We start from the raw sequence: 23873 nt of genomic DNA, 5'->3' as shown, positions 1-23873 counted from the left end.
GGACTGCAAGTTTTCCGTAGCGTGCGAGCCATGGATGCTGTCATCTCGGTGACCGGCCTGGTGAAGTCGTACGGGCGGACCCGGGCCCTGGACGGCCTCGACCTGAGGGTCGCCGCCGGAGAGATCCACGGCTTCCTCGGCCCCAACGGCGCCGGGAAGACGACCACGCTCCGCGTCCTGCTGGGCATGCTGCGGGCCGACGCCGGCGAGGTGCGGCTGCTGGGCGGGCACCCCTGGCACGACGCCGTACGCCTGCACCGCCGCCTGGCCTATGTCCCCGGCGACGTCACCCTGTGGGACGAGCTGAGCGGCGGCGAGACCATCGACCTGCTCGGACGGCTGCACGGCCACACGGACACGCGACGCCGCGACGAGCTGATCGAACGGTTCGCCCTGAACCCCGGCCAGCGGGCCCGCACCTACTCCAAGGGCAACCGGCAGAAGGTGGCGCTCATCGCCGCGCTGGCGGCCCGCGCCGAGCTGCTCCTGCTGGACGAGCCCACCTCCGGCCTCGACCCGCTCATGGAGGACGAGTTCCGCCGCTGCCTGGCCGAGCGGCGCGCCGAGGGGACCGCGATTCTGCTGTCCAGCCACGTGCTGGCCGAGGTGGAGGCGCTGTGCGACCGGGTGAGCATCGTCAGGCGGGGCCGCGTCGTCGAGTCGGGCACCCTGGCCGAGCTGCGGCATCTCACCTGGACCTCGATCACCGCCCGGCTGGAACGGCCGCCGGAACGGCTGGAGGGCGTGCACGGGCTGGAGATCCGCGGGAGCGAGGTGAGTTTCCGGGTGGACAGCGGGCGGGCCGGTGCGGCGCTGACCCGGCTGACCGCGTACGGGCTGCTGGACATCACCGCGCGGCCGGCCACCCTGGAGGAGCTGTTCCTGCGGCACTACCGCGAGACCGTCACCTCATGAAGACGATCACCCATCTCATCCTGCGCCGCGACCGGCTGCTGATCGCGGCGTGGATCGCGGTGGCCGTCGGGGTGCCCGCCTTCAACGCCTACTCCCTGGCCGCCCTCCTGCCCACGCAGGCGGCACGGATCGCCTTCATCGACGCCGCCGACGCCAACCCGATCACGCTCGCGCTGCTCGGCCCCGTGCACGGCACCTCGATCGAGGCCGTGGTCGCCTGGCGGTCGAGCGTGCAGAGCCTGCTCATCGGCGGGCTCGCCGGGCTGCTGTTCGCCATCAGGCACACCCGCGCCGAGGAGGACACGGGCCGCAGGGAACTCGTCGCCGCCGGCGCGGTCGGCCGGTACGCCGCCATCACCGCCGTCGTGGCCGTGATCGCCGCCGTAAACCTCGCCGTCGCCGGGCTGCAGGCCGCCGTGCTGGGCCTCGCCTTCGGCTACCCGGCCGACGGGTCCCTGCTGTTCGGGCTGGTGGGCGGGGCGGGCTCGACCGCGTTCGCCGCGTGCGGGCTGCTGGCCGCGCAGCTCTGCCAGAGCGCGCCGCTCGCGCGGGCCGGCGGCGTGGGCGTCCTGGTGGCGGGGCTCGTGCCGGGGGTCATCCTGCCTGAGGAGGCGGTGGCCTACCTGCCCGCGGGGTGGCCTCGGGTGGCGCGGGCCTACGGGGACGAGCGGTGGTGGGTGCTGCTGGTGCCGCTGGCGGTCGCTCTCGTGCTCACCCTGGTGGCGTACGTCGTCTGCGGTCGCCGCGAGCTCGGCGCGGGGCTGCTGCCCGAGCGACCGGCGCCCGCGAGGCCCGCTCCGCGCGGCGCGGCCGGGCTGGCGTGGCGGCTGTACGGCGGGCAGACGGCGTCGTGGACGGCCGCGCTCGGGATGGCGTCGGTGGGGGTCGGGTGGGTGTCGGCCTCGTTCGAGGTCGGGACGCTCACGGGCGAGACGCTGCTGGAGATCTTCACGTACGTGTTCTGCATGGTCGTCGCGTGCCTGGCCGTGACGGGGGCGCTTCGGCCGCTGGGCGAGGAGAGCCGGGGGAGGGCGTCGGCCGTGCTGGCCACCGCCACCGGCAGGACGCGCTGGTTGGGCGGGCACCTGGTGCTCGGGCTGGCCGCGCCCGCCGCCATGCTGCTGGTCGTCGGGGTGGGCACGGGTGCGGGCCACGCGCTCGGCACAGGTCTGTCCGACACAGTCCTTACTCAGGTCGGCACGGCGCTGGTCTTCGTGCCCGCCGCCTGGGCCGTGGCGGGTGTCGCGATCGCCTCGTACGGCCTGCGCCCCCGCGCCGCCGTCCCCCTGGCCTGGGCCGTGCTGGTGGGGTCGGCCGTGTGTGTGGCGATGTGGGAGGCGGGGACGATCGGCACGACGGCGTTCCTGCTCACCCCGTTCGGCTACGGCCACCCCTCGCTATCGCCCGGTTTCCTGGCTCCCGCCGGTTATGCCCTGGCCGCGGCCGGGCTCGTGACCACCGGAAGCGCCGCCTTCGCCAGAAGGGACCTGCTCGCGTGAGGCGCCGCTTTCGCCGGACAAGCCCTGCTCCCGTGAGGCGGGCAGGTGCAGCGTGAAGACGGTGTCGCCCGGCGTGCTGGTCACCTCGACCCGCCCGTCGTGCGCCGCCGCGACCGCCGACACGATGGCCAGGCCGAGCCCGCTGCCCCCGGCCAGCCGGGAGCGCGACCCGTCGCCGCGCGCGAACCGGCCGAAGACGTGCGGCAACAGGTGCGCCGGGATGCCGGGCCCGTCGTCGGCCACCCGCACGCTCACCTGGTCGGCCGTCATCAGCACGGTCGTCGTCACGGTGGTGCCGGGCGGGGTGTGGGTGCGGGCGTTGGCCAGCAGGTTCGTCACGACCTGGTGCAGGCGGTCGGCGTCGCCGACGACCAGGGCGGGCTGGTCGGGCAGGCTGACGAGCCAGCGGTGCCGGGGCGCGGCGGCGTACGCGTCGCTGATGGCGTTGACCACGATCGGCGACAGGTCCAGCTCCAGCCGGTCCAGCGGCCGGCCCGCGTCCAGCCTGGCGAGCAGCAGCAGGTCCTCCACCAGCGTGGTCATCCGGCCCGCCTCGGAGCCGATGCGGCCCAGCGCGTGGGCGGTCTGCGGGCCGTGCGGCTCGCCGCTGCGCTGGGTCAGTTGCGCGTAGCCGACGATCGAGGCGAGCGGGGTGCGCAGTTCGTGGCTGGCGTCCGCGATGAACTGCCGCAGCCGCGTCTCGCTCTCGCGCCGCACCGCGAAGGCCGTCTCGACGTGCCCGAGCATCCGGTTGAGCGCGCCGCCGACCTGCCCGACCTCGGTGCGCGGGTCGGTGTCCACCTCGGGCACGCGCGACAGCCGGACGGCGTCGCCGGTGGCCAGGGGCAGCTCGGACACGCGGGTGGCGGTGGCGGCGAGCCGGCCGAGCGGCCGTACGGCGTGGCGGACGAGCAGCGTGCACGCGATGGCCATCAGCGCCACGCCCGCCAGCGTCACCGCGGCCTCGACGACGATGAGCCTGGTCAGCGTGGTGCGCATGCCGGTGAGGGGCAGCCCGACGACCAGCGTGTCCCCGGTCCTGGTCTGCGCGCCGACCATCCGGTAGTCGCCCAGCGGGCCCAGGTTGACGGTCACGGGCTCGCCGGTCACGGTGGCCACGGCGGGCGGTGCGGGCACGTCCTGCACGGTTCCCGGGTCGGTGAGCACGGCGGCCCGCTGGATCACGCCCAGCCGCACGCGCGCGCCGAACGTCTCCATGGCCTGCCCCGGCGTCAGCAGGAAGGTGACCTCCCTGGCCTCGGGCGGCGGGTTGCTCGGCCCGGCGGTCCGCGCGGAGCGGTGGGCGGCGGAGTACACCTGGAGGTCGAGCCGGTCGGTGAGGAAGGCGTTGAAGAACAGGGTCGTCACGGTGGCGATGACGGTCGAGACGACGGCCAGCAGCGCGATCGAGGAGACCACCAGCTTGGTCTCGAGCGACATCGTCATACGGCCGGTCGGAGCGTGTACCCCACCCCGCGCACGGTGTGGATCATCGGCTTGCGCTGGGCGTCGATCTTGCGTCGCAGGTAGGAGATGTACAGCTCGACCACGTTGCTCTGGCCGCCGAAGTCGTAGGCCCACACCCGGTCGAGTATCTGCGCCTTGCTGAGCACCCGGCCGGGGTTGTGCATGAGGAAGCGCAGCAGCTCGAACTCGGTCGGCGTGAGCCGGATCAGCTTGCCGGCCCGCTGCACCTCGTGCGTCTCCTGGTCCAGCGTGAGGTCGCCGACCACGAGCCCGGCGTCGGGCCGCGTCTGCGCGGCGCCCGAGCGGCGCAGCAGGCCGCGCAGCCTGATGACGACCTCCTCCAGGCTGAACGGCTTGGTGACGTAGTCGTCGGCGCCCGCGCGCAAGCCGATCAGCCGGTCCTGCACGGAGTCCTTCGCGGTCAGGAACAGGACCGGCACACCGGGCAGCACGGCGCGCAGCCGGGGCAGCAGCTCGATCCCGTCCATGTCGGGCAGCATGATGTCCAGGACGATCGCGTCGGGACGGAAGCCGCGCGCCGCCCTGATGGCCTCGCCGCCGTTGTGCGCGCAGCGCACGTCCCAGGACTCCTGGCGCATGACCATGGACAGGAGCTCCGTCAAGGACGGCTCGTCATCGACGACGAGGATGTTGATCGAGCTGCCGTCGGCTCGGCGCACGGGCTCGGACTGGAAGTTCGCGCTGGTCGTGTGCATAGTCGTGACGATGGCGTCCCTGCATGAGTGTTTGATGAAGGGTTGCCTGTGAAAACTCTGTGAGCCGCGCCCGCGCCCGCAGCGCGGAAGGACCCGGCACGTGGCCGGGCCCTTCCTATCCCTTTAAGACGCAGTCAGAGCTACCCAGAGCCCATCCCCCTTCCCTTGGTTGTTACACGAGCTTCCCGGACCAGACGGCCGAGGCGGCGGTGTAGACGCTGTAGGTCTCGCCGTCGAAGTACGGCGAGCTGATGTAGTCCACCCGGTCGTTCTCGTCCTGGTCGTAGAAGCTGCTGGTCACGCCGTTGAGGTAGCCGGTCCGCTTGGCGCTGCTGTACTTGAGCAGCCACGGGCCGCCGTCCGCGCCGGCGGTCATGGAGCACTTCAGGCCGACGTGCTCCTCGATCTTCTTGGCGGCCGAGCCCACGGTCTTGGCCGTGGTCGTGCCGTAGCACCACTTCGGCGTGACACCCGTGAACGGCTTGTTGCCGTCGGGGTGCGCGGCCTGCGGGTAGCCGAAGACGTAGTGCGCCTTCTTGAGCGGCTGGTTCCAGGAGATGCCCTGGCCGCCCACGTTGTCGCCCAGGCGGCCCGCGTCCTCGACCTCGATCGAGCCGCGGTGCTTCCTGGAGTCGGTGTCGGTGGACTTCGAGATCGTCACGCCGTTGTAGACGGAGACGAAGCCGTAGTCACGGTCGTAGTCCTCGTAGACGCTGTAGTCGTAGTGCACGAACGCCTGCTTGCCGACGTAGATGCCCCACGGGGCCTTGCCCTGGTAGTAGCCGGGCACGAAGACCCAGTTGTCCATGAGCTGCTCGTCGTTGGCGGTGTCGTACACGCAGTGGCCGGCGGTGGCCACCAGGTTGGCGTACTTGCCCTGGATGGACGTGGCCGAGCACCAGTGCTTCTCGCCGTCCTGGTCGACGAAGAAGACCTTGCCGATGGTCTTCGGCAGGTTGACGTTCTTCGACTTGGAGGTCGAGGTGGTGGTGCCGGTCGGCGCCACCGAGCCCGCCTTCGTGTCGGTGGTGGCGGTGCCGGTCGAGGTGAGCTTGTCGACCTTGGTCGTGTCCTCCTCGACGTAGGTGGCGGCCTCAAGGGCGGCGCCGTTGTTCTCGAACCAGAACTGGGCGATCGCCTTGGCGTTGGCCGCGCTCACGCTCTCGGAGGACTTCCAATGCGGGTCGGCCGTCGCCTGCGCGGACCCGGACAGGGAAGCGCCGAGCAGGGCGGCGGCGGCGAGCCCGCCACCGATGGGAGCAAGGGTGTGCTTGATCTTCAAGGGATTTCTCCTTGTTCGTCGCGGGAACGCGCTGAGCGTTCGGTGCGTCTATGAGGCAGGAACGTATCCCTCTTGACCGTGCCTTTATGTCCCTTTTGTCCGGATTTAGCTCGCGCACAGGCCGCCGTGATCTCCCCGTGATCTTGAAAAGATCATTCCTGTGGACGTGTTCCGCAAGGCGGGCGCCGATCCTGAACGCGAATCCGGCAAAAAGCTGAGAATCGCATAAGAGAATCTATGTGTTGCACATCACTAGACCTCCTACCTGCGCTTATCCAACTCATAAGCTCGTGACAGGCCTTTCTCAGGTTCGCTCGGCAGAGTGCTGGACGTGGATGACCTTCGGGGCTGGATTCAGAGGTCCGGCCAGGTCCTTCCAGGATTGGATTCATTACCAGTGCGCTTCGCCAAGCCTTTCACCGTGACCATCGCCAGCGCGGCCCTCATCGCCCTGCCCTTCGCCGGCTCCGCCCTCGCGGACGGCGCCCGGCCGCAGCCTGCCGCCACCGCCAAGGCGCCGCACCCGGCCCCGGCCAAGCAGGTGCGCAAGGACGAGCACAAGGACGCAAAGCGCAAGGCGATCTCGCTCAAGGTGGCCGTCGACCAGAGCCGTGTCCGCGCCGGCTCGTCCTTCGAGGTGAAGATCTACGCCAAGGGCATCTCCTCCGGCACCGCCCTCGTCACCAGCCCCGAGGGCAAGACCTACAAGGTCTCCCTCTCGGGTGGCCGCGCCACCAAGGAGCTGACCGTCCCGTCGAAGGCGCGCGCCGGCAGCAAGACCGTCAGCGTCAAGGTCGCCAACAAGACCGCCACCGCCTCCTTCACCGTCGTCGCCGCCAAGAAGCAGGTGCGTGACGACCGCCGTGACGACCGCCGTGACGACCGTCGCGACGACCGCCGCAAGTAGTCCGGTAGCGGGCGGGACCGTCCGGCCCGCCTTCTACGCTTGCTGGTCGTGAACATCCGTACCAGAACCGCGGCCGACCTGGCCGCCTGCGTCGAGGCCCTCGCCGAGGTCCAGGCCGCCGACCGCTACCCCGTGCACTGGCCGGACGACCCGGGCGCCTGGCTGACCCCGGACGGCATGACCAGCGCCTGGCTGGCGGTCGAGGCGGTCGAGGCGGGCGAGGCGGGCGTGGTGCTCGGGCACGTGGCACTCACCCGGGACCTGGAGGTCAGCCGCCTGTTCGTCACGCCCGCCGCCCGGGGGCGAGGCGTGGCCGAGCGGCTCCTCAGCACGGTCCGGGCCGCCACCCCGCTGCCTCTCAAGCTGGAGGTCTCCTCGGAAGGGCTGGCCGCCATCAGGTTCTACGAGCGTTCCGGCTGGCGCAGGGTCGGCAGCAGCCGCGCCGGCTGGCTAAACGCCGCCGGCGAGCCGGCCCTGATGCACCACTACGTGAGCCCGTGAAGCTCACCCACCCGCCCGTCCCCTGCCACCTCCGCCACGACGCGCCCGTACGACGCGCCTGCACGACGCGCTCGCACGGCCGGCAGAGCGAGCCTGCCCGGCGGCGTGCACGCGTGCTCGGCGCGCCCGTGCGGCGGGTGAGCGTGGGTCCGGTGCCCAGGCATTCGCAGTTGGCGGGTGAGCGTGGGCTCGGTGCCCAGGCGTGCGGTCGGCGCGCCTGTTCCTGCCGTGCGGGCGGGCGTGCCCGTGAGGGTTATGCCGCCGCGGTGCTGGAGCGCATCACCAGCGTGGTCGGCAGCTCCACGCGCTGCGGCGCCTCACCCGTCAGCAGTGCGGTCAGCGCGACGGAGCCCAGGTCGGGCCACGGCTGGCGGACGGTGGTGAGCGCGGGCGTGACGTGCGCCGCGGCCCACGAGTCGTCGAACCCGACCACGCTCACGTCGTCGGGCACCCGCAGCCCGTGCTCGCTCAACGCCTGGTAGACCCCGACCGCCATCGCGTCCGAGCAGGCGAAGACGGCCGTCGGCCGGTCGGCGGCGAGCAGTTCGCGGGTGGCGGTGAGCGCCGCGTCGCGCTGGAAGTAGCCGCACACCTCCCACCGCGGGTCGATCGCCAGCCCCGCCGCGGCCATCGCCTCCCGGTAGCCGGCCAGCCGGTCGATCGCGCAGGGCACGCCGGGCCGCCCGGTCATGATGGCGATGCGCGTGTGGCCGAGGGCGATGAGGTGCGCGGTGGCCTCGCGGGCGCCGTCCCGGTTGGACGCGGCCACGACCGAGAGCCCGGGCGGCGGCTTGCGCCGCGGGTCGACGACCACGGCGGGGATGCCGTGGTCGGCCAGCCAGGCCCGCTGGGTGGCGGTCGGCGAGGTGCGTACGAGCAGGACGCCCGCGCTGTCCCTGGCGCTGATCCGGTCGAGCCAGGCCGGCGGGGGCTGGCCGTTCTTGGTGCGGCCGACGACGGCGGAGACGATGAGATCCACGCCGAGCCGCCAGGCCGCGTCCTCGACGCCGCCGAGGATGGCCAGCGCGTACGGCGAGTCGAGGCCCTGCAGCATGACGTCGACCATGCTGCCCCGCGTGGGCCGCACCCGCTGGCGCGGGTAGCCGCGCCGTTCCAGCACCTCGGCGACCAGGCGTCTGGTGTGCTGGGAGACGTCGGACCGGCCGTTGAGCGCCTTGGAAACGGTTGCAACCGAAACCCCGGCCTCGCGGGCGATCACCGCCAGTTTGGGTAGCGGGGCGGGTGGGTCGGGGGCCGTCATGGTCCCACTCTGCTCCGAAGGGCGGGGATAAGGCCAGGCCATGCCAGCGAAAATTTCGAAATTTCGGCGTTTGCCCTGATAGTGACTCCTGCCGGATTCGCATGCCATTGACGTTGCACGCGTGCTAACGCAACGTTTCCTGCAACCGATTGCAGACCGGCACCACGCGAAGGAGTCCGTTACGTGGCCGTCGTCTCGGCGCCCCCGCCCCGCCCACGATCCCGCCGAGCAGGCGCGCTGACCCCGTACTGGCTGATCGCCCCGTCGGTCGTGGCGATGCTCGGGTTCCTCGTCTACCCGATGCTCAGCGTCCTGTACTACAGCCTGCAGCACTACAACGTGACCCAGCCCTGGGACAACGGCTTCGCCGGGCTGGAGAACTTCCGCAGGCTGCTGTTCGAGGACCCGATCTTCTGGCAGAGCCTCGGCTTCAGTCTCAAGTGGGTGGCCGTCGAGGTCGTGCTGCAGTTCCTGCTGGGCCTGGCGCTCGCGCTGATCGTCAACGAGAGCTTCGTCGGCCGGGCCATCTCGCGGGCGCTGGTCTTCTCGCCGTGGGCGGTCTCCGGCGTGCTCACCACCGCGATCTGGGTGCTGCTCTACAACCCGTTCACCGGCGTCTCGCGCTACCTCGCCGACCTGGGCCTCATGGAGTACGGCGCCGCCCCGCTGGCGAACCCGGACACCGTGTTCTGGGCCGCGGTGGTGGCCGAGCTGTGGCGCGGGGTGCCGTTCTTCGCGATCCTGCTCCTGGCCGACCTGCAGTCGGTGTCGAAGGAGCTGTACGAGGCCGCCTCCGTGGACGGCGCCGGCCGGACGCGCCGCTTCTTCCACATCACGCTGCCGCACCTGCGCGACGCGATCATCCTGTCCACGCTGCTGCGCTGCGTGTGGGAGTTCAACAACGTCGACCTGCTCTACACGCTGACCGGCGGCGGCCCCGCCCACCAGACCACCACCCTGCCGCTGTACGTGGCCTCGCTGGCCGCCCAGTCGCACGACTTCGGCTACGCCACCGCGCTGACCACCGTGGCGTTCCTCATCCTGACCTTCTTCTCGATCGCCTACCTGCGCCTGAGCAAGTTCGGAGCCAAGTCATGACCGTGGTCGCCGAACGGCCCGTGGCCGCCCCGCAACGCCAGAGCCCGCGCAGCGCGCCGGGCAACCGGGTGCCGCGCTGGCAGATCTACCTGCCGCTGGCCCTGTACCTGCTGTTCACGCTGGTGCCGTTCTACTGGATGCTGGTCTTCGCCTTCCGCCCGGCCGGCTCGACGGCGATCTTCCCGTGGCCGGTCACCCTCCAGCACTTCGACACGGTCTGGAACGGGATGGGGTTCGCCGTCTTCTTCCGGAACAGCCTGATGGTCGGCGTCGCCTCGCTGGTCGCGACCACGGTGGTGGCGCTGGCCGGCGGCTACGCGCTGGCCCGTTACCACTTCCGCGGCAGGGGCGCGTTCATGGTCGGGATGCTCTGCACGCAGTTCATCCCCGGCGCCCTGATGATCATCCCGCTGTTCGAGATCTTCCGCACGCTCAGCCTGACGAACTCGCTGTGGAGCCTCGTCATCGCCGAGACGGTCTTCCAGCTCCCGCTCTCGCTCATCCTGATCAGCGGCTTCATCCGCAACATCCCGTACGAGCTGGAGCAGGCCGCCTGGGTGGACGGCTGCGGCCGGCTGCGCGGCTTCCTGGCCATCGTGCTGCCCCTGCTGCGGCCCGCGCTGGTCGCGGTCGGCTCGTTCGCCTTCATCCACAGCTGGAACAACTTCCTTTTCGCCCTCATGTTCATCAACGACCAGGAGAAGTTCACCGTGCCCGTGGGCCTGGCCTACAACCTCGGCGAGAACAGCGTCGACTTCGGCGCCCTCGCCGCCGGCGGCGTCGTCGCCGCACTGCCCGTCGTCCTCGTCTTCGCCTTCATCCAGCGTTACCTCGTCCAGGGGATGTCCGCCGGGGCGGTGAAGGGATGAACACTCAGACCTACCGCAACCCGGTGCTCAACGCCGACTGGTCCGACCCCGACGTGATCCGCGTCGGCGACGACTTCTACCTGACGGTCTCCACCTTCACCAAGGTGCCGGGGCTGCCGATCCTGCACTCCCGCGACCTGGTGAACTGGACGATCATCGGCCACGCGTACACCAGGGGCCACGACGACGTGCGGCCCGGCTGCGGGGTGTGGGCGCCTTCGCTGCGCCACCACGACGGCCGCTTCTGGATCTTCTGGGGCGATCCGGACGTCGGCGTCTGCTGGGTGAGCGCCGAGGACCCGCGCGGCCCGTGGACCGAGCCGCACGTCGTCAAGCCGGGGCTCGGGCTGATCGACGCGTGCCCGCTGTGGGACGACGACGGGCAGGCGTACCTGGTGCACGGCTGGGCCAAGAGCCGCGCGGGCGTCAACAACCGGCTCACCGTCAACCGCATGGCCCCCGACGGCAGCGCGGTGCTGGACGAGGGCACCCTGGTCATCGACGCCGACCTGCTGCCGGGCTACCGGACGCTGGAGGGGCCCAAGCTGTACAAGCGCGACGGCGCCTACTGGATCTTCGCGCCGGCCGGGGGCGTCGAGCAGGGCTGGCAGTCGGTGTTCCGCGCCGAGTCGGTCTTCGGCCCGTACGAGGACCGCATCGTGCTGGAGCAGGGCGGCACCGACGTCAACGGACCGCACCAGGGCGGCTGGGTGGACACCCCGTCCGGCGAGCACTGGTTCATGCACTTCCAGGACCGCGGCCCGTTCGGCCGGGTCGTGCACCTGCAGCCGATGGCGTGGGGCGAGGACGGCTGGCCGGTCATGGGCGACGGCGGCGAGCCCGTCGCCGAGTACCGGGTGCCGGTGCCGGGCGGCGAGCCGGCCGCGCCCGCGACGTCCGACGACTTCGCCGGGCCGGCGCTCGGGCTGCAGTGGAGCTGGCAGGCCAACCCCGTGCCCTCCTCGTGGGAGCTGCGGGACGGCACGCTCAGGCTGACCTGCGTGCCGGGGCCCGACGACCTGCGCGCGCGGCCGTCCGTGCTGGGCCAGCGGCTGCCTGGCGAGCCCTGCACGGTCACCACCACGCTCACGCTCGCGGGCGAGGGCCGCGCGGGCCTGGCCGTGGTCGGGGACACCGCCGCGTTCGTCGGATTGGAGCGCACCGGCGACGGCAAGCTCGTGCTGACGTGCGGCGACCTGGAGACGGTCCCGGTCGAAGGGGACGGCGCCGTCACGATCGGCGCGCGGATCGACGAGAACGCGCTGGTCACCTTCCTGGCCGGCGGCAGGCCGATCGGCGCTCCCTTCCAAGCCACGCAGGGCCGATGGGTGGGGGCCGTGCTCGGCCTCTTCGCCGCGGGGGACGGCACCGGCGAAGCGATCTTCGAGGCGTTCACCGTGGACATCGAAAGGTAGTGGGCACATGAGACCACACGCGCCGCTGGCCGCCGTCATGCTGGTGGCCGTCCTGGCCGGTTGCGGCTCCGGCTCGGGCTCCGACGGCAAGACCGAGATCACCTTCTGGGACACCAACGCCGGGCCTGCCCGCACGCCGGTCTGGCAGCACGCCATCGCCGAGTTCGAGAAGGCCAACCCCAGTATCAAGGTCAACTACGTGGGCGTGCCGATCGCGCAGGCGCCGCAGAAGCTCGACACCGCCATCGCCGGCGGCGGCACCCCCGACGTGGCCGACATCTCGACCTCCGGGCTCGGCAGCCTGGTGGCCCAGAAGGCGCTCGAACCCGTGGACGAGCGCATCGCCAGGAACCCCGCGCTGCACGGTAAGTTCAACGAGGCGCTGCTGACCACCGTCAAGAACGTGGTCCCCGACGGGAAGATGTACATCTACCCGATCTCCACCAACTCCGGCGCGTTCTGGTACCGCAAGGACTGGTTCAAGGAGGCGGGGGTGGAGGCGCCGAAGACCTGGTCGGAGTTCTTCGCCGTCGTCGACAAGTTCACCGAGCCCGAGAAGAACCGCTTCGGCTTCACCATCCGCGGCGGCGCCGGCTCCATCGCGCAGATGCTGGAGGTCGTCTACGGCCAGTCGGGCGTCACCGAGTTCTTCGACGCCGCGGGCCAGGCCACGCTGAACGACCCGCGCAACGTGACGGCGCTGGAGAAGTACGCGGCGCTGTACAAGAAGAACACCCCCGAGGGCGACCTGCAGAACGACTACGTCAAGATGGTCGCCCAGTTCGACACCGCCGGCAGCATCGCCATCATGCAGCACAACCTGGGCTCCTACCAGGACCACAAGAAGGCGCTCGGCGACGAGAAGGTGGGCTCCTTCTCCGTGCCCAAGGCCGACCAGGGCCCCCAGACCGTGCTGTCGAACCCGGTCGGCGGCGTCGCCGTCTTCTCCGCGAGTGAGCACAAGGACGCCGCGGCCAAGCTGGCCGAGTTCCTCGCCGCCAAGGAGATGGGCGGCTACCTCGCCGAGCAGACCGGCGTCATCCCGGCCAACACCGACGTGCCCGCCTCCGGCGCCGCGCACATCACCGAGGCGCAGCGGGTGCTGAACGACCCGGCGACCAAGGTCGTGCAGATGCCCTACCACCTGCCGGAGTTCAACCAGATCACCAAGACCTGGGCCGAGCCGCAGTTCCAGAAGGTGCTGCTGGGCCAGACCAGCGCCAAGGCCTTTCTGGACGAGTTCGCGGCCAAGCTGAGCGAGGCGCAGGCCGCGTACAAGAAGAGGAACGGCTGATGCGCGCGGCGGCGATCCTCGCCCTGGTCGCGGGGCTCCTCCTGGTGCCCGCACCCGCACACGCCGGGCAGCGGGCCGACGGCTTCGCCGGGCTCGACGCCCTGGGCATGGACGGCACCACCGGCGGCGCGGCGGGCCAGAGCGTGACCGTGGACAACCTGGCCGACCTGGAGCGGTACGCCACCGCCCCCGAGCCCTACGTGATCAAGATCAGGGGCTCGATCACGATGGAGCCGTACGGCAAGGAGATCGCCGTCGCCTCCGACAAGAGCATCGTCGGCGAGGGCGCGGGCGCCGAGATCGTGCACGGCGGGTTCTTCCTGAACGGCGTGCACAACGTCATCATCCGCAACCTGACGATCCGCGACTCGTACGTGCCCGGCGACTGGGACGGCAAGACCAAGGACTACGACGGCGTCCAGATGGACGGCGCCCACCACGTCTGGATCGACCACAACCACTTCACCCGCACCGGCGACGGCCTGCTCGACATCCGCAAGGACAGCGACTACGTCACCGTCTCCTGGAACGTCTTCAGCGACCACAACAAGGCCGTCGGCGTCGGCTGGACGACCAACGTGGTCACCAAGGTGACCTTCCACCACAACTGGATCCGCGGCACCCACCAGCGCAACGCCAGCATCGACAACACCGAGGCCGCGCACTGGTACAACAACTACGTCCAGGACACCGCGATGTACGGGACGATGATCCGCGGCGGCGGCAGGCTGGTCGTGGAGAACAGCTACTACCAGGGCGTGCCCGACCCGATCGTGGCCAAGGACCCGGCCTCGCAGGTTGTGCAGCGGGGCAACGTGCTGCGCGACTCGCCGGGCCGCTCAGACAGCGCGGGCGCGGCGTTCGACCCGTCCGCCTACTACGCCTACACCCTCGACCCCGCCGACAGGGTGCCCGGCATCGTCAGCCGGGGCGCGGGCCCGCCCGGCGCCGAGCGGCGGGCGCCGCGCCGCATCACCGTCGCGCTCGACGGCACCGGCGACTTCGCCAGCGTCCAGGCGGCGGTGGGCGCGGCGCCGCGCGGCGCGGAGATCACCGTCGGGCCCGGCGTCTACCGCGAGATGCCGCGCGTCTGGGCGGGCCGCCGCGACCTGACCATCAGGGGCGCGACCGGCAATGCCGAGGACGTGGTCATCACCTACGACCTGTCCGCCGGGGCGGCGAAGTTCTACGGCGGCACCTGGGGCACCGCCCAGAGCGCCACCCTCGCCGTGCTCGCCGACGGCGTCACGGTACGGGACCTCACGCTGCAGAACGCCACCGACGAGACGGTCAACCCGGGACCCGCCCCCGCCGCGCGCCTGGCGGGGGACAGGACCGCCTTCGACGGGGCCAGGCTGCTCGGCGACGCCGGTGTGCTCCAGGCCGACGGCCGCCGCGCCTACCTGCGCGACTGCTACGCCGAGGGCGACGCGGACATCGTGCGCGGCCAGGGCACGACCGTCCTGGACGGCTGCACGCTCAGGTCGGCCGGCCCCGGCAATGTGCTCGCCGGCGGCACCGTGCTGGTCAACGGCGGCCGGCTGGAGGGCGACGCGGCCAAGTCCGTCTCCCTGGGCAGCTCGGGCGCGGCCGTGGTGCGCGACGCCTGGCTCGGCGCGCACGTCCTGGACGACCCGTGGGCGGGCGAGGGCCGCTTCGCCGAGTACCGCAACACCGGCCCCGGCGCGGCCGTCACGGCCGACCGGCCGCAGCTCACCGACCGGCAGGCGGCCCGGCACACCGTGGAGCGATACCTGGCGGGGTGGCGCCCGTAGCGTCTTTACCCGGAACAATCCAGACCTAGAGTAGCCGTATCAGCACTCCTGGTTACGATGGCGAAGTTCGTGCATCCATCACGCCAGGGGGCTGGAAATGACCGATGAGACGCAGGCCGCGAAAATCGCGGCCAACGGGACGGAAGAGAGCGTGCTCGACACGGAGGCCGCGCTGCTGCACGCCCAGGACGACCCGGTGGCCGCGGCGGCCGTGGACGTGGCCGTGGAGACGGAGCTGCTGGAGGACGCCGGAGCACTGGACGCCCGCAGGGAGAGCGAGCGGCAGATCGCCGAGCTCACCTCCAAGGAGCAGGAGCGCGTCCGCGCCCTCCAGCGCGAGCTGCGCACCATGGGCGCGGACGTCTGGCCGGTGGCCAGGTGGTGGGGCTACGAGATCCACCTCAACGAGTCGGCCGCGCTGCTCGCGGCCGAGATCCCGCAGCTCGTCGGGGAGATCACGGGCGCGGTGCTCGGCTCCTGGCTGGTGCCGGTCATCGAGCGCACCGTACGCGCCAAGGCCGAGTGGATCGCCACGATCGCCCGCCCGTACGGCGTCAGGCTGGCCTCGCCGTGGACCGCGCCCGGCATGCTGATCCCGGCCCGCCAGAGCGGCGGCGACACCAGCCTGTACTGGACGGTGCACGAGCCGGGCGACGGCTGGAGCCCCGACCAGCGGTTCGTCGACCACTTCAGCATCACGGGCCCGGCCCTGGCCGAGTTCCAGGACCGGCTCTTCCTCGCCCACCGCGGCGGCGACGGCGACTCCAGCCTCTGGTTCACCAGCTACGACGCCGAGGAGGGCTGGGGCGACGACGCGCCGTTCCCCCGGCACTTCAGCGAGTCGGCCCCGGCGCTGGCGGCCTACGACGGGCGGCTCTACTGCGTGCACCGCGGCAGCCGCGGTGACACCTCGCTGTGGTGGGCGCGCTGGGACGGCTCGTACTGGAGCTCCGACCAGCAGTTCCCGCAGCACCTCAGCGAGTCGGCTCCGGCGCTGGCGGCCTACGACGGCCAGCTCTTCTGCGTGCACCGCGGCGCGGGCAGCGACCAGGCCCTGTGGTGGACCCGCTGGGACGGCTCCACCTGGAGCCCCGACGAGCGGCTGCCGCAGCACCTCAGCGCCTCGAACCCGGCCCTGGCCGTCTACCGCGGCCACCTGTACTGCGTGCACCGCGGCGCGGGCAACGACACGGCGCTGTGGTGGACGCGCTGGGACGGCCACACCTGGAGCCCCGACCAGAAGCTGCCCGGCCACCACGCCACCGAGGGCCCGGCCCTGACCGTCTACAAGGACCGGCTGTACTGCGTGCACCGCGGCGCCGCCGACCAGAGCCTGTGGTGGAGCAGCTTCAACGGCTCCGGCTGGACCGCCGACCAGCGGCTGCCGCACCACTACAGCGCCGAGGCCCCGGCGATCGTCGCCTACCGCGACAAGAACGCCACCCACGACCAGCTCCTGTGCGTGCACCGGGGCATCCGCTAGACGCCGGAACGACGAGTGCCGGCTCGCGTCCGCGCGAGCCGGCACTTTCATGCGTGCGATCACCGTCCGGCGACCATCCGTGCGATCACCAACCGGCGACCATGCGTACGATCACCAACCGGCATGCGTACGATCACCAACCGGCGAGCTGCTCCAGGAACCACTCGATCAGCGGCCGGGACACCGAGCCGTGCTCCGTGTTGGTCGCGTCGCAGCAGAACGCGTCCAGGAGCGTCTCGTCCTTCGGCAGGTCGCTGAGGTCCAGGTACAGGTCGGACTGCCACTGGAACGCGTCCCTGGCCAGCGCGATGGCGCTGACCGCCGGGACGAACGCGCCGGCCCTGAAGCGGTCCTCGATCGGCAGCCCGACCGCGTCGGCGAGCCTGCCCCACGAGTCGAGCGTGCCGCCGGGCGCGCCGTCGAACGCCCGCACGTGCGAGGTGGCGCTCGTCCACACCGGGGCGCCGAAGCGCACGGTGCCGATGTTCTGCAGCTCGCCGCCGTCCGGCTGGATGCGGGCCGTGAGCTGCAGCGCCTCGTGCTGCAGGTCGAAGACGGGAGTGCCGGGCGGCAGGTCGAGCCCCACGCCGTTGCCGGTGCCGTTGGCCAGCCCCAGCTTGTACGGGCGCATCGGGAACCAGCCCACCCTGCGCAGGTCCTCCAGGAACTCCTTGCGCAGCGGCGAGCCGGTGACCGGGCCCGAGTAGTCGGCGCTGTCCACCCAGCCCCACAGGAGTTGCTGCGCGGCGGGGCTGCGGATCAGCTCGGCCTGCCCCGGCCCGCCGGAGCGCGGGGCCAGCGACTCGTGCAGGTAGGCGAGCTGCTGGAGCACCAGCGGGATCCAGGCGCCGAGGTGCGGCGAGTCGTAGGAGAAGAACTTGTCGGTCTGGTGGTCGATCCGGTCGTTCTCCATGCGGGCCAGCGCGTACCGGGTGACGATGCCACCCATGCTGACCCCGCCCACGACCAGCGGGTTGTCGCCGCGCCGCTCCTCGATGGCGCGCAGCACGGCGGTGACCGCCACGGTGGCGTTGGCCTGGATCGCGATGTGCCGCTGGTCGAAGCCCAGCAGCACCACGTCGATGCCCATGGCCCTGAGCTGGTCGAGGAAGCCGGGCACCCCCGCCTGGTACGGCTTGTTGAAGTGCCGCCAGAGCTCGTCCAGGTCGCTCGGGCCGTAGCTGAACCCGTCGGCCAGGATCAGCGGCCTGGTCAGGGCGTCGTGACCGTCGGCCAGGTGCACGGCTGCCCGGCCGGTGGCCGTCTGACCCTGGTAAGGACGGTCGCCGACCAGCTCCCAGACCTGGTCGGCGGGACGGGCCTCGCCCGCGCGCTCCGGCGGGGTGGCGAACCAGACCCCCTGCTGCCCGAGCGCGTCGGCGATCCGCTCGACCTGCTCGGAGGTCAGGCTGCTCTCGATGTTCGAGGCCCTGGTCTCGACGTCGATTCTGGGTTCCTGCGCCATGCTCGATGATCCTCTCGCTTGCTGAGGGCCGCTGGGGCCACTGAGCACACCATACGGTCACTCTCTGTAATTACCGGCGAACGAAACGTGGTGGCTTTCAAGTGGCGTTTCCGCAGGTCAGGGCCGAAAGGCGTGACAGCCCGCAGACACGGGGCAGAAGGAGCGGACGAGCTGGAGGCGAGCCGATGAAACACCGTGACGACGACGAGTTCTTCGCCCCCGTGCTGCGGGAACCGCCCGCCGCGAACGGGGTCAGCGACACCGGCGTGCCGGGGGTGCACGGCGCGGGCCACGGGGAGTGGGACGAGGACCCGCCGCCCTCCAACCGGCTCGGCCTGCGCCTGCTGACGGCCGGGCTGCTGCTGCTCGCCGGCGTGGTGCTGGCCGTGCTGGCGCTGCTCGCCGGCCGGCCGCCGCTGGCCGTCCCGCCCGCCCTGGTGGCGCTGGGCGCGGCCGTCTACCTGATCGTGACCGGGGTGCGGCGATCCCGCTCGGACGGGGGGCCGCCCGCCTTCGGGTGAGGTTTCACTCCTGTCACGTGGGTAAACGCCCTGCTGGGGGAACGCAGGAACGCGAGGAGCGCCGGATGTCCGCGATGTCGCTGGTAGACAGGGAATGTGTCCGTCAACTGCTGGACTCCCAGCATCCGGACGCCACACTGGTCTTCGTCCGGGGGGACTGCGTGGTCCTTCCCGCCGCCGAGGTGGACGACGCCCACAAGGGCCTGGTCATCGCCCGGCGCGACGAGGTGATGGCGCAGCTTCCCGAGGGGGCGCCGACCGACCAGACGCTCGACGAGCTGGCCGTCCGGCTGGACAACATCGTCCGCGACCTGGGCGCCTGACCGGTCAGGCGCTTACCGGGTAGCGCGGCACGGCCGCCTGTGCGGTCAGACGCTCTCCGGGCAGCGCAGCCGTCCGCAGGCCGCGCAGGGCGGTGGGCAGCAGGCGCACGCCCACCGGTCAGGCAGGCGGTCGCGGCGCCGAGCATCCCGGTCGGCGCGATCAGCGCCGGCGCGGTCGGTCTCCTGACCCTGGGGGCAGGAGCGGATGTGCCGCTTTCTGGCGGGGCTTGCGCATTTGTCGATCTTGGTGTCGGATGCCCAGCATGCGGGAGAGCATCGAGGTCGTCATCATCGGATCGGGGCCCGCGGGTCTCACCCTGGCCAACCTGCTGCGGCGCGCGGGGGTCGGCTGCGTGGTGCTGGAGCGGCAGAGCCGCCCGTACGTGGAGCAGCGGCAGCGCGCCGGGGTGCTGGAACACGCCGCCGCCCGGGTCTTCGAGGATTGGGGCCTGGGTGACAGCGTGCTGGCGGGCACGCACAGCGACGGCATGCTGGAGATCCGTCTCGACGGGCAGCCGCGCTTCTTCGACGTCGCCGCCCTGGCCGACGGGCGCGCGGGGCGGATCGTCCCGCAGCAGGTCCTCGTCGTCCGTCTCGTCAAGGCCTTCCTGGAGGGCGGGGGAGACCTGCGCTTCGAGGCCGCCGAGGTGACCCCGCACGGCTTGGACGGCTCCTCGCCGACCGTCACCTACCGGGACGCGGACGGCGTCGTGCACGAGATCGCCTGCTCCTACGTCGCGGGTTGCGACGGCTTCCACGGCGTCAGCCGCGCCGCCGTGCCGGAGGGCGCGCTGACCACCTACACCTACGACCACGGCATCGGCTGGCTCACGGTGCTCGCCGACGCGCCCGCGCCGCGCCACCCGCTCTTCGGCATCCATCCGGCGGGCTTCTCCGCCCAGTTCGCGCGCGGCCCGAAGGCGAGCCGCTTCTACCTGGAGTGCGCGCCGGGCGAGAGCCTCGACGCCTGGGGCGACGAGCGCATCTGGGAGCAGTTACGGCTGCGCCTCGGCGACGCGGAGCTGCCCACCGGGCCGATCACGGAGAAGCTGTTCGTCGAGATGCGCTGCTTCGTCGCCGACCCCATGCGTTACGGCCGGCTCTTCCTGGTGGGGGACGCCGCGCACATCATCACCCCGATGGGCGGCAAGGGCATGAACCTGGCCATCGCCGACGCCGACGTGCTGGCCAGGGGCCTGCGCGCGGCGCTGCGGGAGGGCGACGAGGGGCCGCTGGCGGCGTACTCGGAGACGTGCCTGAGGCGGGTGTGGGACAGCCAGGAGTTCTCCCGGTGGATGAGCGAGATGATGCACGAGGCCGGGAACGCCGCGCCCGCGGGGGCGTTCCGGCGGCAGCTCGCCAGGGCGCGGCTGGAGCGCCTGTTCACCTCGGACACCGCGGCCCGCGCGTTCGCCGATCTCATGGCGTGAAACGAATGTCCATTTTCTGCTAATATTTCCCCTTCTAGGGCTATGTTGAGTCGAGGGGGCGTATTTGTTATGGATAAAACCTCTGCGGATCAGCCTGATGAGGAAATGTTTGTCCGTAAGGAGCTTCAACGGCTCAGGGACAGCATCGACAATCTTGACGCCGCCCTCGTCCACTTGCTCGCCGAGCGTTTCAAGTGCACCCAGGAAGTCGGCCGGCTGAAGGCCGAATACCAGCTTCCGCCGGCCGATCCGGCGCGGGAGGCGGCCCAAATTCGCCGCCTGCGCGCGCTGGCCGAGGAGTCCAAACTCGACCCCGTCTTCGCTGAGCGGTTCCTGAATTTCATCATCGCGGAGGTCGTCCGGCACCACGAGCTGATCGCCAGCAGCCACGCGGCGTCCAGACGCGACTAGACGAGCGCGACCCGCACGCCGGCCGGGTCGTCCCCGGCGAGCGGGACGGCGAAGACCGCCGTGCGTCCCCGTGCCCCGTACACCACGAAGCGGGTGCCGTCCTCGTCCCACGACTCCAGCACGTCCGAGGTGAGCTGGGCGGCGGCCGAGCAGTAGGCGAGGCTGCGGCGGAGCAGGTGCAGCGACGCCTCCAGCGGCACGTCCGCGGGCTGCGGGATCGCCAGCGGGCGGCGCACCCGCACCAGGAGGCGGCGCAGCGGGACGAGCCAGTAGCGGTCCAGCTCGGCCGACAGCGCCAGCAGGGCCACGGCCTCCACCAGAATGACGAGCGCAACCACCAACCCTCCCGACGCCGTCACGGCCAAGGGCGCGGCGAGGTCCTGCGCCGTCACCGCCAGGAGCGCGCCGGACTCCCGCGCCGTTGCCGCCGCGAGCGCGCCGGACTCCCGCGCCGTCGTCGCCAGGAGCGCGCCGGACTCCTGCGCCGTTGCCGCCAGGAGCGCGGCGGCGAGCAGCAGGCCGGCGCGGGCGAAGGCGCGCACGTCCACGGGCCGGGAGTGCGGGCCCAGGCAGCCGCACGACGAGGCGGGCGCGGCCACGGCGGCGTAGGTCAGGTACGCCAGGAACCCGGCGGACAGCACCGCCGCCGCCACCCCGTCCAGCGGATGCAGCGGGGGAACCAGCAGCGCGGCGGCCACGGCCAGCTCGGCCAGTCCGACGAGCCGCAGCGCGGGGACCGCGCGCGCCGGGCCGGTGAGCCGAGCCAGGGCGGTTTGCCCGGCCTGCGCCCGCATCCGCCTGCCGAACAGCTTCACCAGGCCGGCCCACAGGAGGAAGGCGGCTATCACGTACGGCTGCGACGCGGCGATCCCGTGCATGGCCCCGTGCATGGCCCCGTGCATGGCCCCGTGCATGGCCCCGTGCATGGCACTGCCTCCTTGCTAGTGCGGGGAGAAGACGGTGGCGATGTCGACCTCGTTGGTGTCCGGCCGCCAGGCACCCAGGATCTGCACGTGCTGGCTGACCTTCAGCATCGACAGGTCGGCGGTGGCCGGCGCCTGCGAGTGGATGGCGACGGACTTGCCGGCGACGACGTGACACAGCACGTCGTGCCCGTTGTGGTCGAGGTGGATGGTCTGGCCGGTGATGTTCTTGATGTGGCCCTTGATGTTGACGATGTTGAGCCACACGGCCTCGGCGGCCAGCATGCCGTCGGGCATCCGCACGCCTCTGGCGTACAGGCCGTCGCCGGGCTTGGCCTGGTCGAACGGGACGGGACCGAGCTTCCACAGGCTCGTGCCGTCGACCACCCTGATGGTGTGGAACACCAGGTCGGAGCCGAGGACGAGCAGCGTGTTCTCCTTGATGGAGCGGATCCGGCCCTCGGCGAAGTCCGGGTCGGGCGCGCCGGGCTCCACCTTCTGGGCGGCGAAGGCCGCCTCGGGGCCGAGTGAGCCCAGCGCGGTCGCGGCGACGACGCCGGCGCCTCCGCCGAGGACGGCGGACTTGAGCAGGTCTCTTCTGCTGCGCATGCGGCTCGCCTCCTCAGGCCGTCGAGATCTCCGCCGGCCGCAGGCCGGACGAGAGGCTGGCGATCTGGCTGTAGGCGGCGGGGGTGAGGTCGATCAGGCGGTTGCTCGCGCAGGTCGCGCCGCAGCAGCTCTGCTCGCCGCAGAACAGGTCGGTCTGCGGGCCGCAGTCGGCGATGGCGGTGACGACGCTGGTGCCGGTGCACAGCGCCGTGATGCGGTGCCGGAACCCGCAGGTCCGGCGGGACAGGCTGACGCCGCAGCTGTCGGGGCGGGTGATCGCCCAGCAGGCGTCGGAGGTGTTGGGCCAGGCGTGCTGGAGGTTGCCGGAGTTGCAGGTGCCGCAGGCTCCCTTGCCGGTGCTGCTGCAGGGGCCCCACGAGGTGCCGCAGCAGAACCAGGAGACCTCTCCGCGGACGGGGCCGAGTAAGTCGGCGGGCGGGTCGTTGGCCGTGCTTCGCGCCATGCGCGTCCTCCTTGGACGATCTTGGCTAGGGGGGTTGAAGCTTTCCGACTTGATCTATGAGTACCATGTAAGGAATTTTCGTCAATGCCCATATTTATGAGCAGAAGGACGTCACCGTGGCGGCCAGCACCTCGGTGACGCGGTGCACGGAGGCGAGGTCCGCCCACTCCGTGTCGGCGTGCGCGCCGCCCCCGTCCGCGCCGAAGAGCAGGCACGGGATGCCGGCGCGGGCCAGCAGGGCGCAGTCCGTCCAGAAGGGCTCGGCGCGGATGACGGGCGGGTGGCCGAGCGCCCGCTCGGCCTCGCGCAGCAGGACGCGCGTGATCGGCGCGTCGGGGTCGGCCTCGAAGGGCTCGCGGTACAGGCCGGGGCGCAGGCGGTAGTCGAACTCCGGGACGGTGGCGGCGAGGTGATCGAGAATTCCGATCAGCTCGTCACGCACGCCCCGCTCGGTCTCGCCGGGGACGGTGCGCCGCTCGATCGTGATCCGGCAGCCCGCCGGATAGGTGGAGGGGCCCTCGCCGCCCTGGATGAGCGCGGCGTGCACGGTGCCGGGGCCCAGCAGCCGGTGCCCGCCCGAGTGCGCAAGCCGGCGGCCGAGCGCCTCCAGCGCGACCAGGAAGTGACCGGCCTTGGCGATCGCGTCCACGCCCAGGTCGGGGCGGGAGCCGTGCGCGGCGCGGCCCAGCACGTCGATGTCGAACCAGGCGAAACCCTTGTGTGCGAGCGTCACCTCCAGCAGGCTCGGCTCGACCACGACGGCGCCGTCGGCGGTGAAGCTCTCCAGCACCTCCTCGGTGCCTGAGCTGGCGTGCTCCTCGTCGGCCACGCAGGCCACGATGACGTCGCCGCGCAGCGGGCCGCCCGCGGTGGCGCGGGCGGCGGCGGCCATCATCGCGGCGACGCCGCTCTTCATGTCGAAGGCGCCCCGGCCGTAGATCCGCCCGTCCTCGACGCGCGGGACGAGCGGCTCGCCGTCGTACGTGCCGTACGCGACGGTGTCGAGGTGGCCGTTGAGCATGATCGAGCGCCCGCCCCCCGTGCCCCGGCGCACGGTCACCACGGAGGGGCGGCCGGGCCGCCGCTCCAGGCGGTGGACCTCGAACCCCCGCTCGCCCAGCCACCGCGCGCAGAGATCGGCCGCGGCCGACTCGCCCGCGCCGCCGGGGGACAGGTCCGGGTTGACGGAGTCGACGGCGATGAGGCGTTCGAGCAGCGGTAGCGGATCCGGCATGGCGAGCCTCCA

Annotated in this window: 23 protein-coding genes; 14 read left to right on the top strand and 9 right to left on the bottom strand. The window is 71.6% G+C overall.

What is annotated here, in order from left to right; translation table 11 throughout:
• Positions 1-30 precede the first annotated feature (30 nt).
• Positions 31-915: an ABC transporter ATP-binding protein gene (locus ABD331_RS46460; protein WP_344490470.1), complete on the top strand. Its 885-nt coding sequence runs from the start codon at positions 31-33 to the stop codon at positions 913-915.
• Positions 912-2414 (top strand): hypothetical protein, encoded by a 1503-nt coding sequence (locus ABD331_RS46455; RefSeq protein WP_344490467.1) that lies wholly within the window; start codon positions 912-914, stop codon positions 2412-2414. The genes ABD331_RS46460 and ABD331_RS46455 overlap by 4 nt, the downstream gene beginning before the upstream one ends.
• Here ABD331_RS46455 and ABD331_RS46450 read toward each other — a convergent pair.
• From ABD331_RS46450 to ABD331_RS46440, 3 genes are all read right to left on the bottom strand, one after another.
• The gene (locus tag ABD331_RS46450; protein WP_344490464.1) at positions 2313-3860 is read right to left on the bottom strand and encodes a sensor histidine kinase; all 1548 of its coding nucleotides are present in this window, start codon (positions 3858-3860) and stop codon (positions 2313-2315) included. The two genes, ABD331_RS46455 and ABD331_RS46450, sit on opposite strands and share 102 nt — an antisense overlap.
• Positions 3857-4597: a response regulator transcription factor gene (locus tag ABD331_RS46445; RefSeq protein ID WP_344490461.1), complete on the bottom strand. Its 741-nt coding sequence runs from the start codon at positions 4595-4597 to the stop codon at positions 3857-3859. Before ABD331_RS46445 ends, ABD331_RS46450 begins: the two co-directional genes overlap by 4 nt.
• Before the next feature lie 172 nt (positions 4598-4769).
• Positions 4770-5879, bottom strand: a complete 1110-nt coding sequence (locus tag ABD331_RS46440; protein WP_344490458.1) for a trypsin-like serine peptidase — start codon at positions 5877-5879, stop codon at positions 4770-4772.
• Between the two features lie 421 nt (positions 5880-6300).
• On the opposite strand from ABD331_RS46440, the gene ABD331_RS46435 reads away from it, so the two are divergent.
• Together ABD331_RS46435 and ABD331_RS46430 are read left to right on the top strand one after the other, a co-directional pair.
• On the top strand, positions 6301-6786 hold the full coding sequence (locus tag ABD331_RS46435; RefSeq protein WP_344490455.1) for a hypothetical protein: 486 nt from the start codon (positions 6301-6303) through the stop codon (positions 6784-6786).
• Between the two features lie 48 nt (positions 6787-6834).
• A complete protein-coding gene (locus ABD331_RS46430) occupies positions 6835-7287 on the top strand; it encodes a GNAT family N-acetyltransferase (protein ID WP_344490452.1) in 453 nt (150 codons plus the stop codon).
• A gap of 253 nt (positions 7288-7540) precedes the next feature.
• On the opposite strand, the gene ABD331_RS46425 is transcribed toward ABD331_RS46430, so the two are convergent.
• The gene (locus tag ABD331_RS46425) at positions 7541-8548 is read right to left on the bottom strand and encodes a LacI family DNA-binding transcriptional regulator (RefSeq protein ID WP_344490448.1); all 1008 of its coding nucleotides are present in this window, start codon (positions 8546-8548) and stop codon (positions 7541-7543) included.
• A 183-nt stretch (positions 8549-8731) separates the two neighbouring features.
• Between ABD331_RS46425 and ABD331_RS46420 the strand changes: the two genes are divergently transcribed.
• The 6 genes from ABD331_RS46420 (at position 8732) to ABD331_RS46395 (ending at position 16482) form a co-directional block, all read left to right on the top strand.
• Positions 8732-9646 (top strand): carbohydrate ABC transporter permease, encoded by a 915-nt coding sequence (locus tag ABD331_RS46420; protein ID WP_344490445.1) that lies wholly within the window; start codon positions 8732-8734, stop codon positions 9644-9646.
• On the top strand, positions 9643-10515 hold the full coding sequence (locus ABD331_RS46415; RefSeq protein WP_344490442.1) for a carbohydrate ABC transporter permease: 873 nt from the start codon (positions 9643-9645) through the stop codon (positions 10513-10515). The genes ABD331_RS46420 and ABD331_RS46415 overlap by 4 nt, the downstream gene beginning before the upstream one ends.
• Positions 10512-11930 carry a glycoside hydrolase family 43 protein gene (locus tag ABD331_RS46410; protein ID WP_344490439.1) on the top strand — a complete coding sequence of 473 codons (1419 nt, stop codon included), beginning with the start codon at positions 10512-10514 and terminating at the stop codon, positions 11928-11930. The genes ABD331_RS46415 and ABD331_RS46410 overlap by 4 nt, the downstream gene beginning before the upstream one ends.
• 7 nt (positions 11931-11937) lie before the next feature.
• A complete protein-coding gene (locus ABD331_RS46405; RefSeq protein WP_344490436.1) occupies positions 11938-13224 on the top strand; it encodes an ABC transporter substrate-binding protein in 1287 nt (428 codons plus the stop codon).
• On the top strand, positions 13224-14999 hold the full coding sequence (locus ABD331_RS46400) for a pectinesterase family protein (RefSeq protein ID WP_344490433.1): 1776 nt from the start codon (positions 13224-13226) through the stop codon (positions 14997-14999). Before ABD331_RS46405 ends, ABD331_RS46400 begins: the two co-directional genes overlap by 1 nt.
• Before the next feature lie 97 nt (positions 15000-15096).
• Positions 15097-16482 (top strand): PLL family lectin, encoded by a 1386-nt coding sequence (locus tag ABD331_RS46395; protein WP_344490430.1) that lies wholly within the window; start codon positions 15097-15099, stop codon positions 16480-16482.
• 133 nt (positions 16483-16615) lie between these two features.
• On the opposite strand, the gene ABD331_RS46390 is transcribed toward ABD331_RS46395, so the two are convergent.
• Positions 16616-17947, bottom strand: coding sequence for an esterase/lipase family protein (locus ABD331_RS46390; RefSeq protein ID WP_344490427.1), 1332 nt, complete (start codon positions 17945-17947; stop codon positions 16616-16618).
• 185 nt (positions 17948-18132) lie between these two features.
• Between ABD331_RS46390 and ABD331_RS46385 the strand changes: the two genes are divergently transcribed.
• The 4 genes from ABD331_RS46385 (at position 18133) to ABD331_RS46370 (ending at position 20632) form a co-directional block, all read left to right on the top strand.
• Complete coding sequence (locus ABD331_RS46385) at positions 18133-18468, top strand: hypothetical protein (protein ID WP_344490424.1); 336 nt, start codon at positions 18133-18135, stop codon at positions 18466-18468.
• A gap of 65 nt (positions 18469-18533) precedes the next feature.
• The gene (locus ABD331_RS46380) at positions 18534-18791 is read left to right on the top strand and encodes a hypothetical protein (protein WP_262380326.1); all 258 of its coding nucleotides are present in this window, start codon (positions 18534-18536) and stop codon (positions 18789-18791) included.
• 263 nt (positions 18792-19054) lie between these two features.
• Positions 19055-20221, top strand: a complete 1167-nt coding sequence (locus ABD331_RS46375) for a 4-hydroxybenzoate 3-monooxygenase (RefSeq protein ID WP_344490419.1) — start codon at positions 19055-19057, stop codon at positions 20219-20221.
• Positions 20222-20290: 69 nt separating this feature from the next.
• Positions 20291-20632 carry a chorismate mutase gene (locus ABD331_RS46370; RefSeq protein ID WP_344490416.1) on the top strand — a complete coding sequence of 114 codons (342 nt, stop codon included), beginning with the start codon at positions 20291-20293 and terminating at the stop codon, positions 20630-20632.
• Here the strand turns inward: ABD331_RS46370 and ABD331_RS46365 are convergent.
• The 4 genes from ABD331_RS46365 to ABD331_RS46350 all read right to left on the bottom strand — a co-directional run bounded on the left by ABD331_RS46365 (position 20629) and on the right by ABD331_RS46350 (position 23861).
• Entirely contained in the window at positions 20629-21558 is a 930-nt protein-coding gene (locus ABD331_RS46365; protein WP_344490413.1) for a MauE/DoxX family redox-associated membrane protein, read from the bottom strand. The genes ABD331_RS46370 and ABD331_RS46365 overlap by 4 nt on opposite strands.
• 15 nt (positions 21559-21573) lie before the next feature.
• Positions 21574-22164 (bottom strand): cell wall protein, encoded by a 591-nt coding sequence (locus ABD331_RS46360; protein WP_344490410.1) that lies wholly within the window; start codon positions 22162-22164, stop codon positions 21574-21576.
• A 13-nt stretch (positions 22165-22177) separates the two neighbouring features.
• On the bottom strand, positions 22178-22627 hold the full coding sequence (locus ABD331_RS46355) for an RlpA-like double-psi beta-barrel domain-containing protein (RefSeq protein ID WP_344490407.1): 450 nt from the start codon (positions 22625-22627) through the stop codon (positions 22178-22180).
• 94 nt (positions 22628-22721) lie between these two features.
• The gene (locus ABD331_RS46350) at positions 22722-23861 is read right to left on the bottom strand and encodes a M20/M25/M40 family metallo-hydrolase (RefSeq protein ID WP_344490404.1); all 1140 of its coding nucleotides are present in this window, start codon (positions 23859-23861) and stop codon (positions 22722-22724) included.
• Positions 23862-23873: the final 12 nt, after the last annotated feature.

This window comes from Nonomuraea monospora (assembly GCF_039531895.1).
GTDB classification, from domain to species: domain Bacteria; phylum Actinomycetota; class Actinomycetes; order Streptosporangiales; family Streptosporangiaceae; genus Nonomuraea; species Nonomuraea monospora.
Note: the sequence above shows the minus strand (reverse complement) of the source record. Positions and strands in the feature narration are given on the sequence as shown.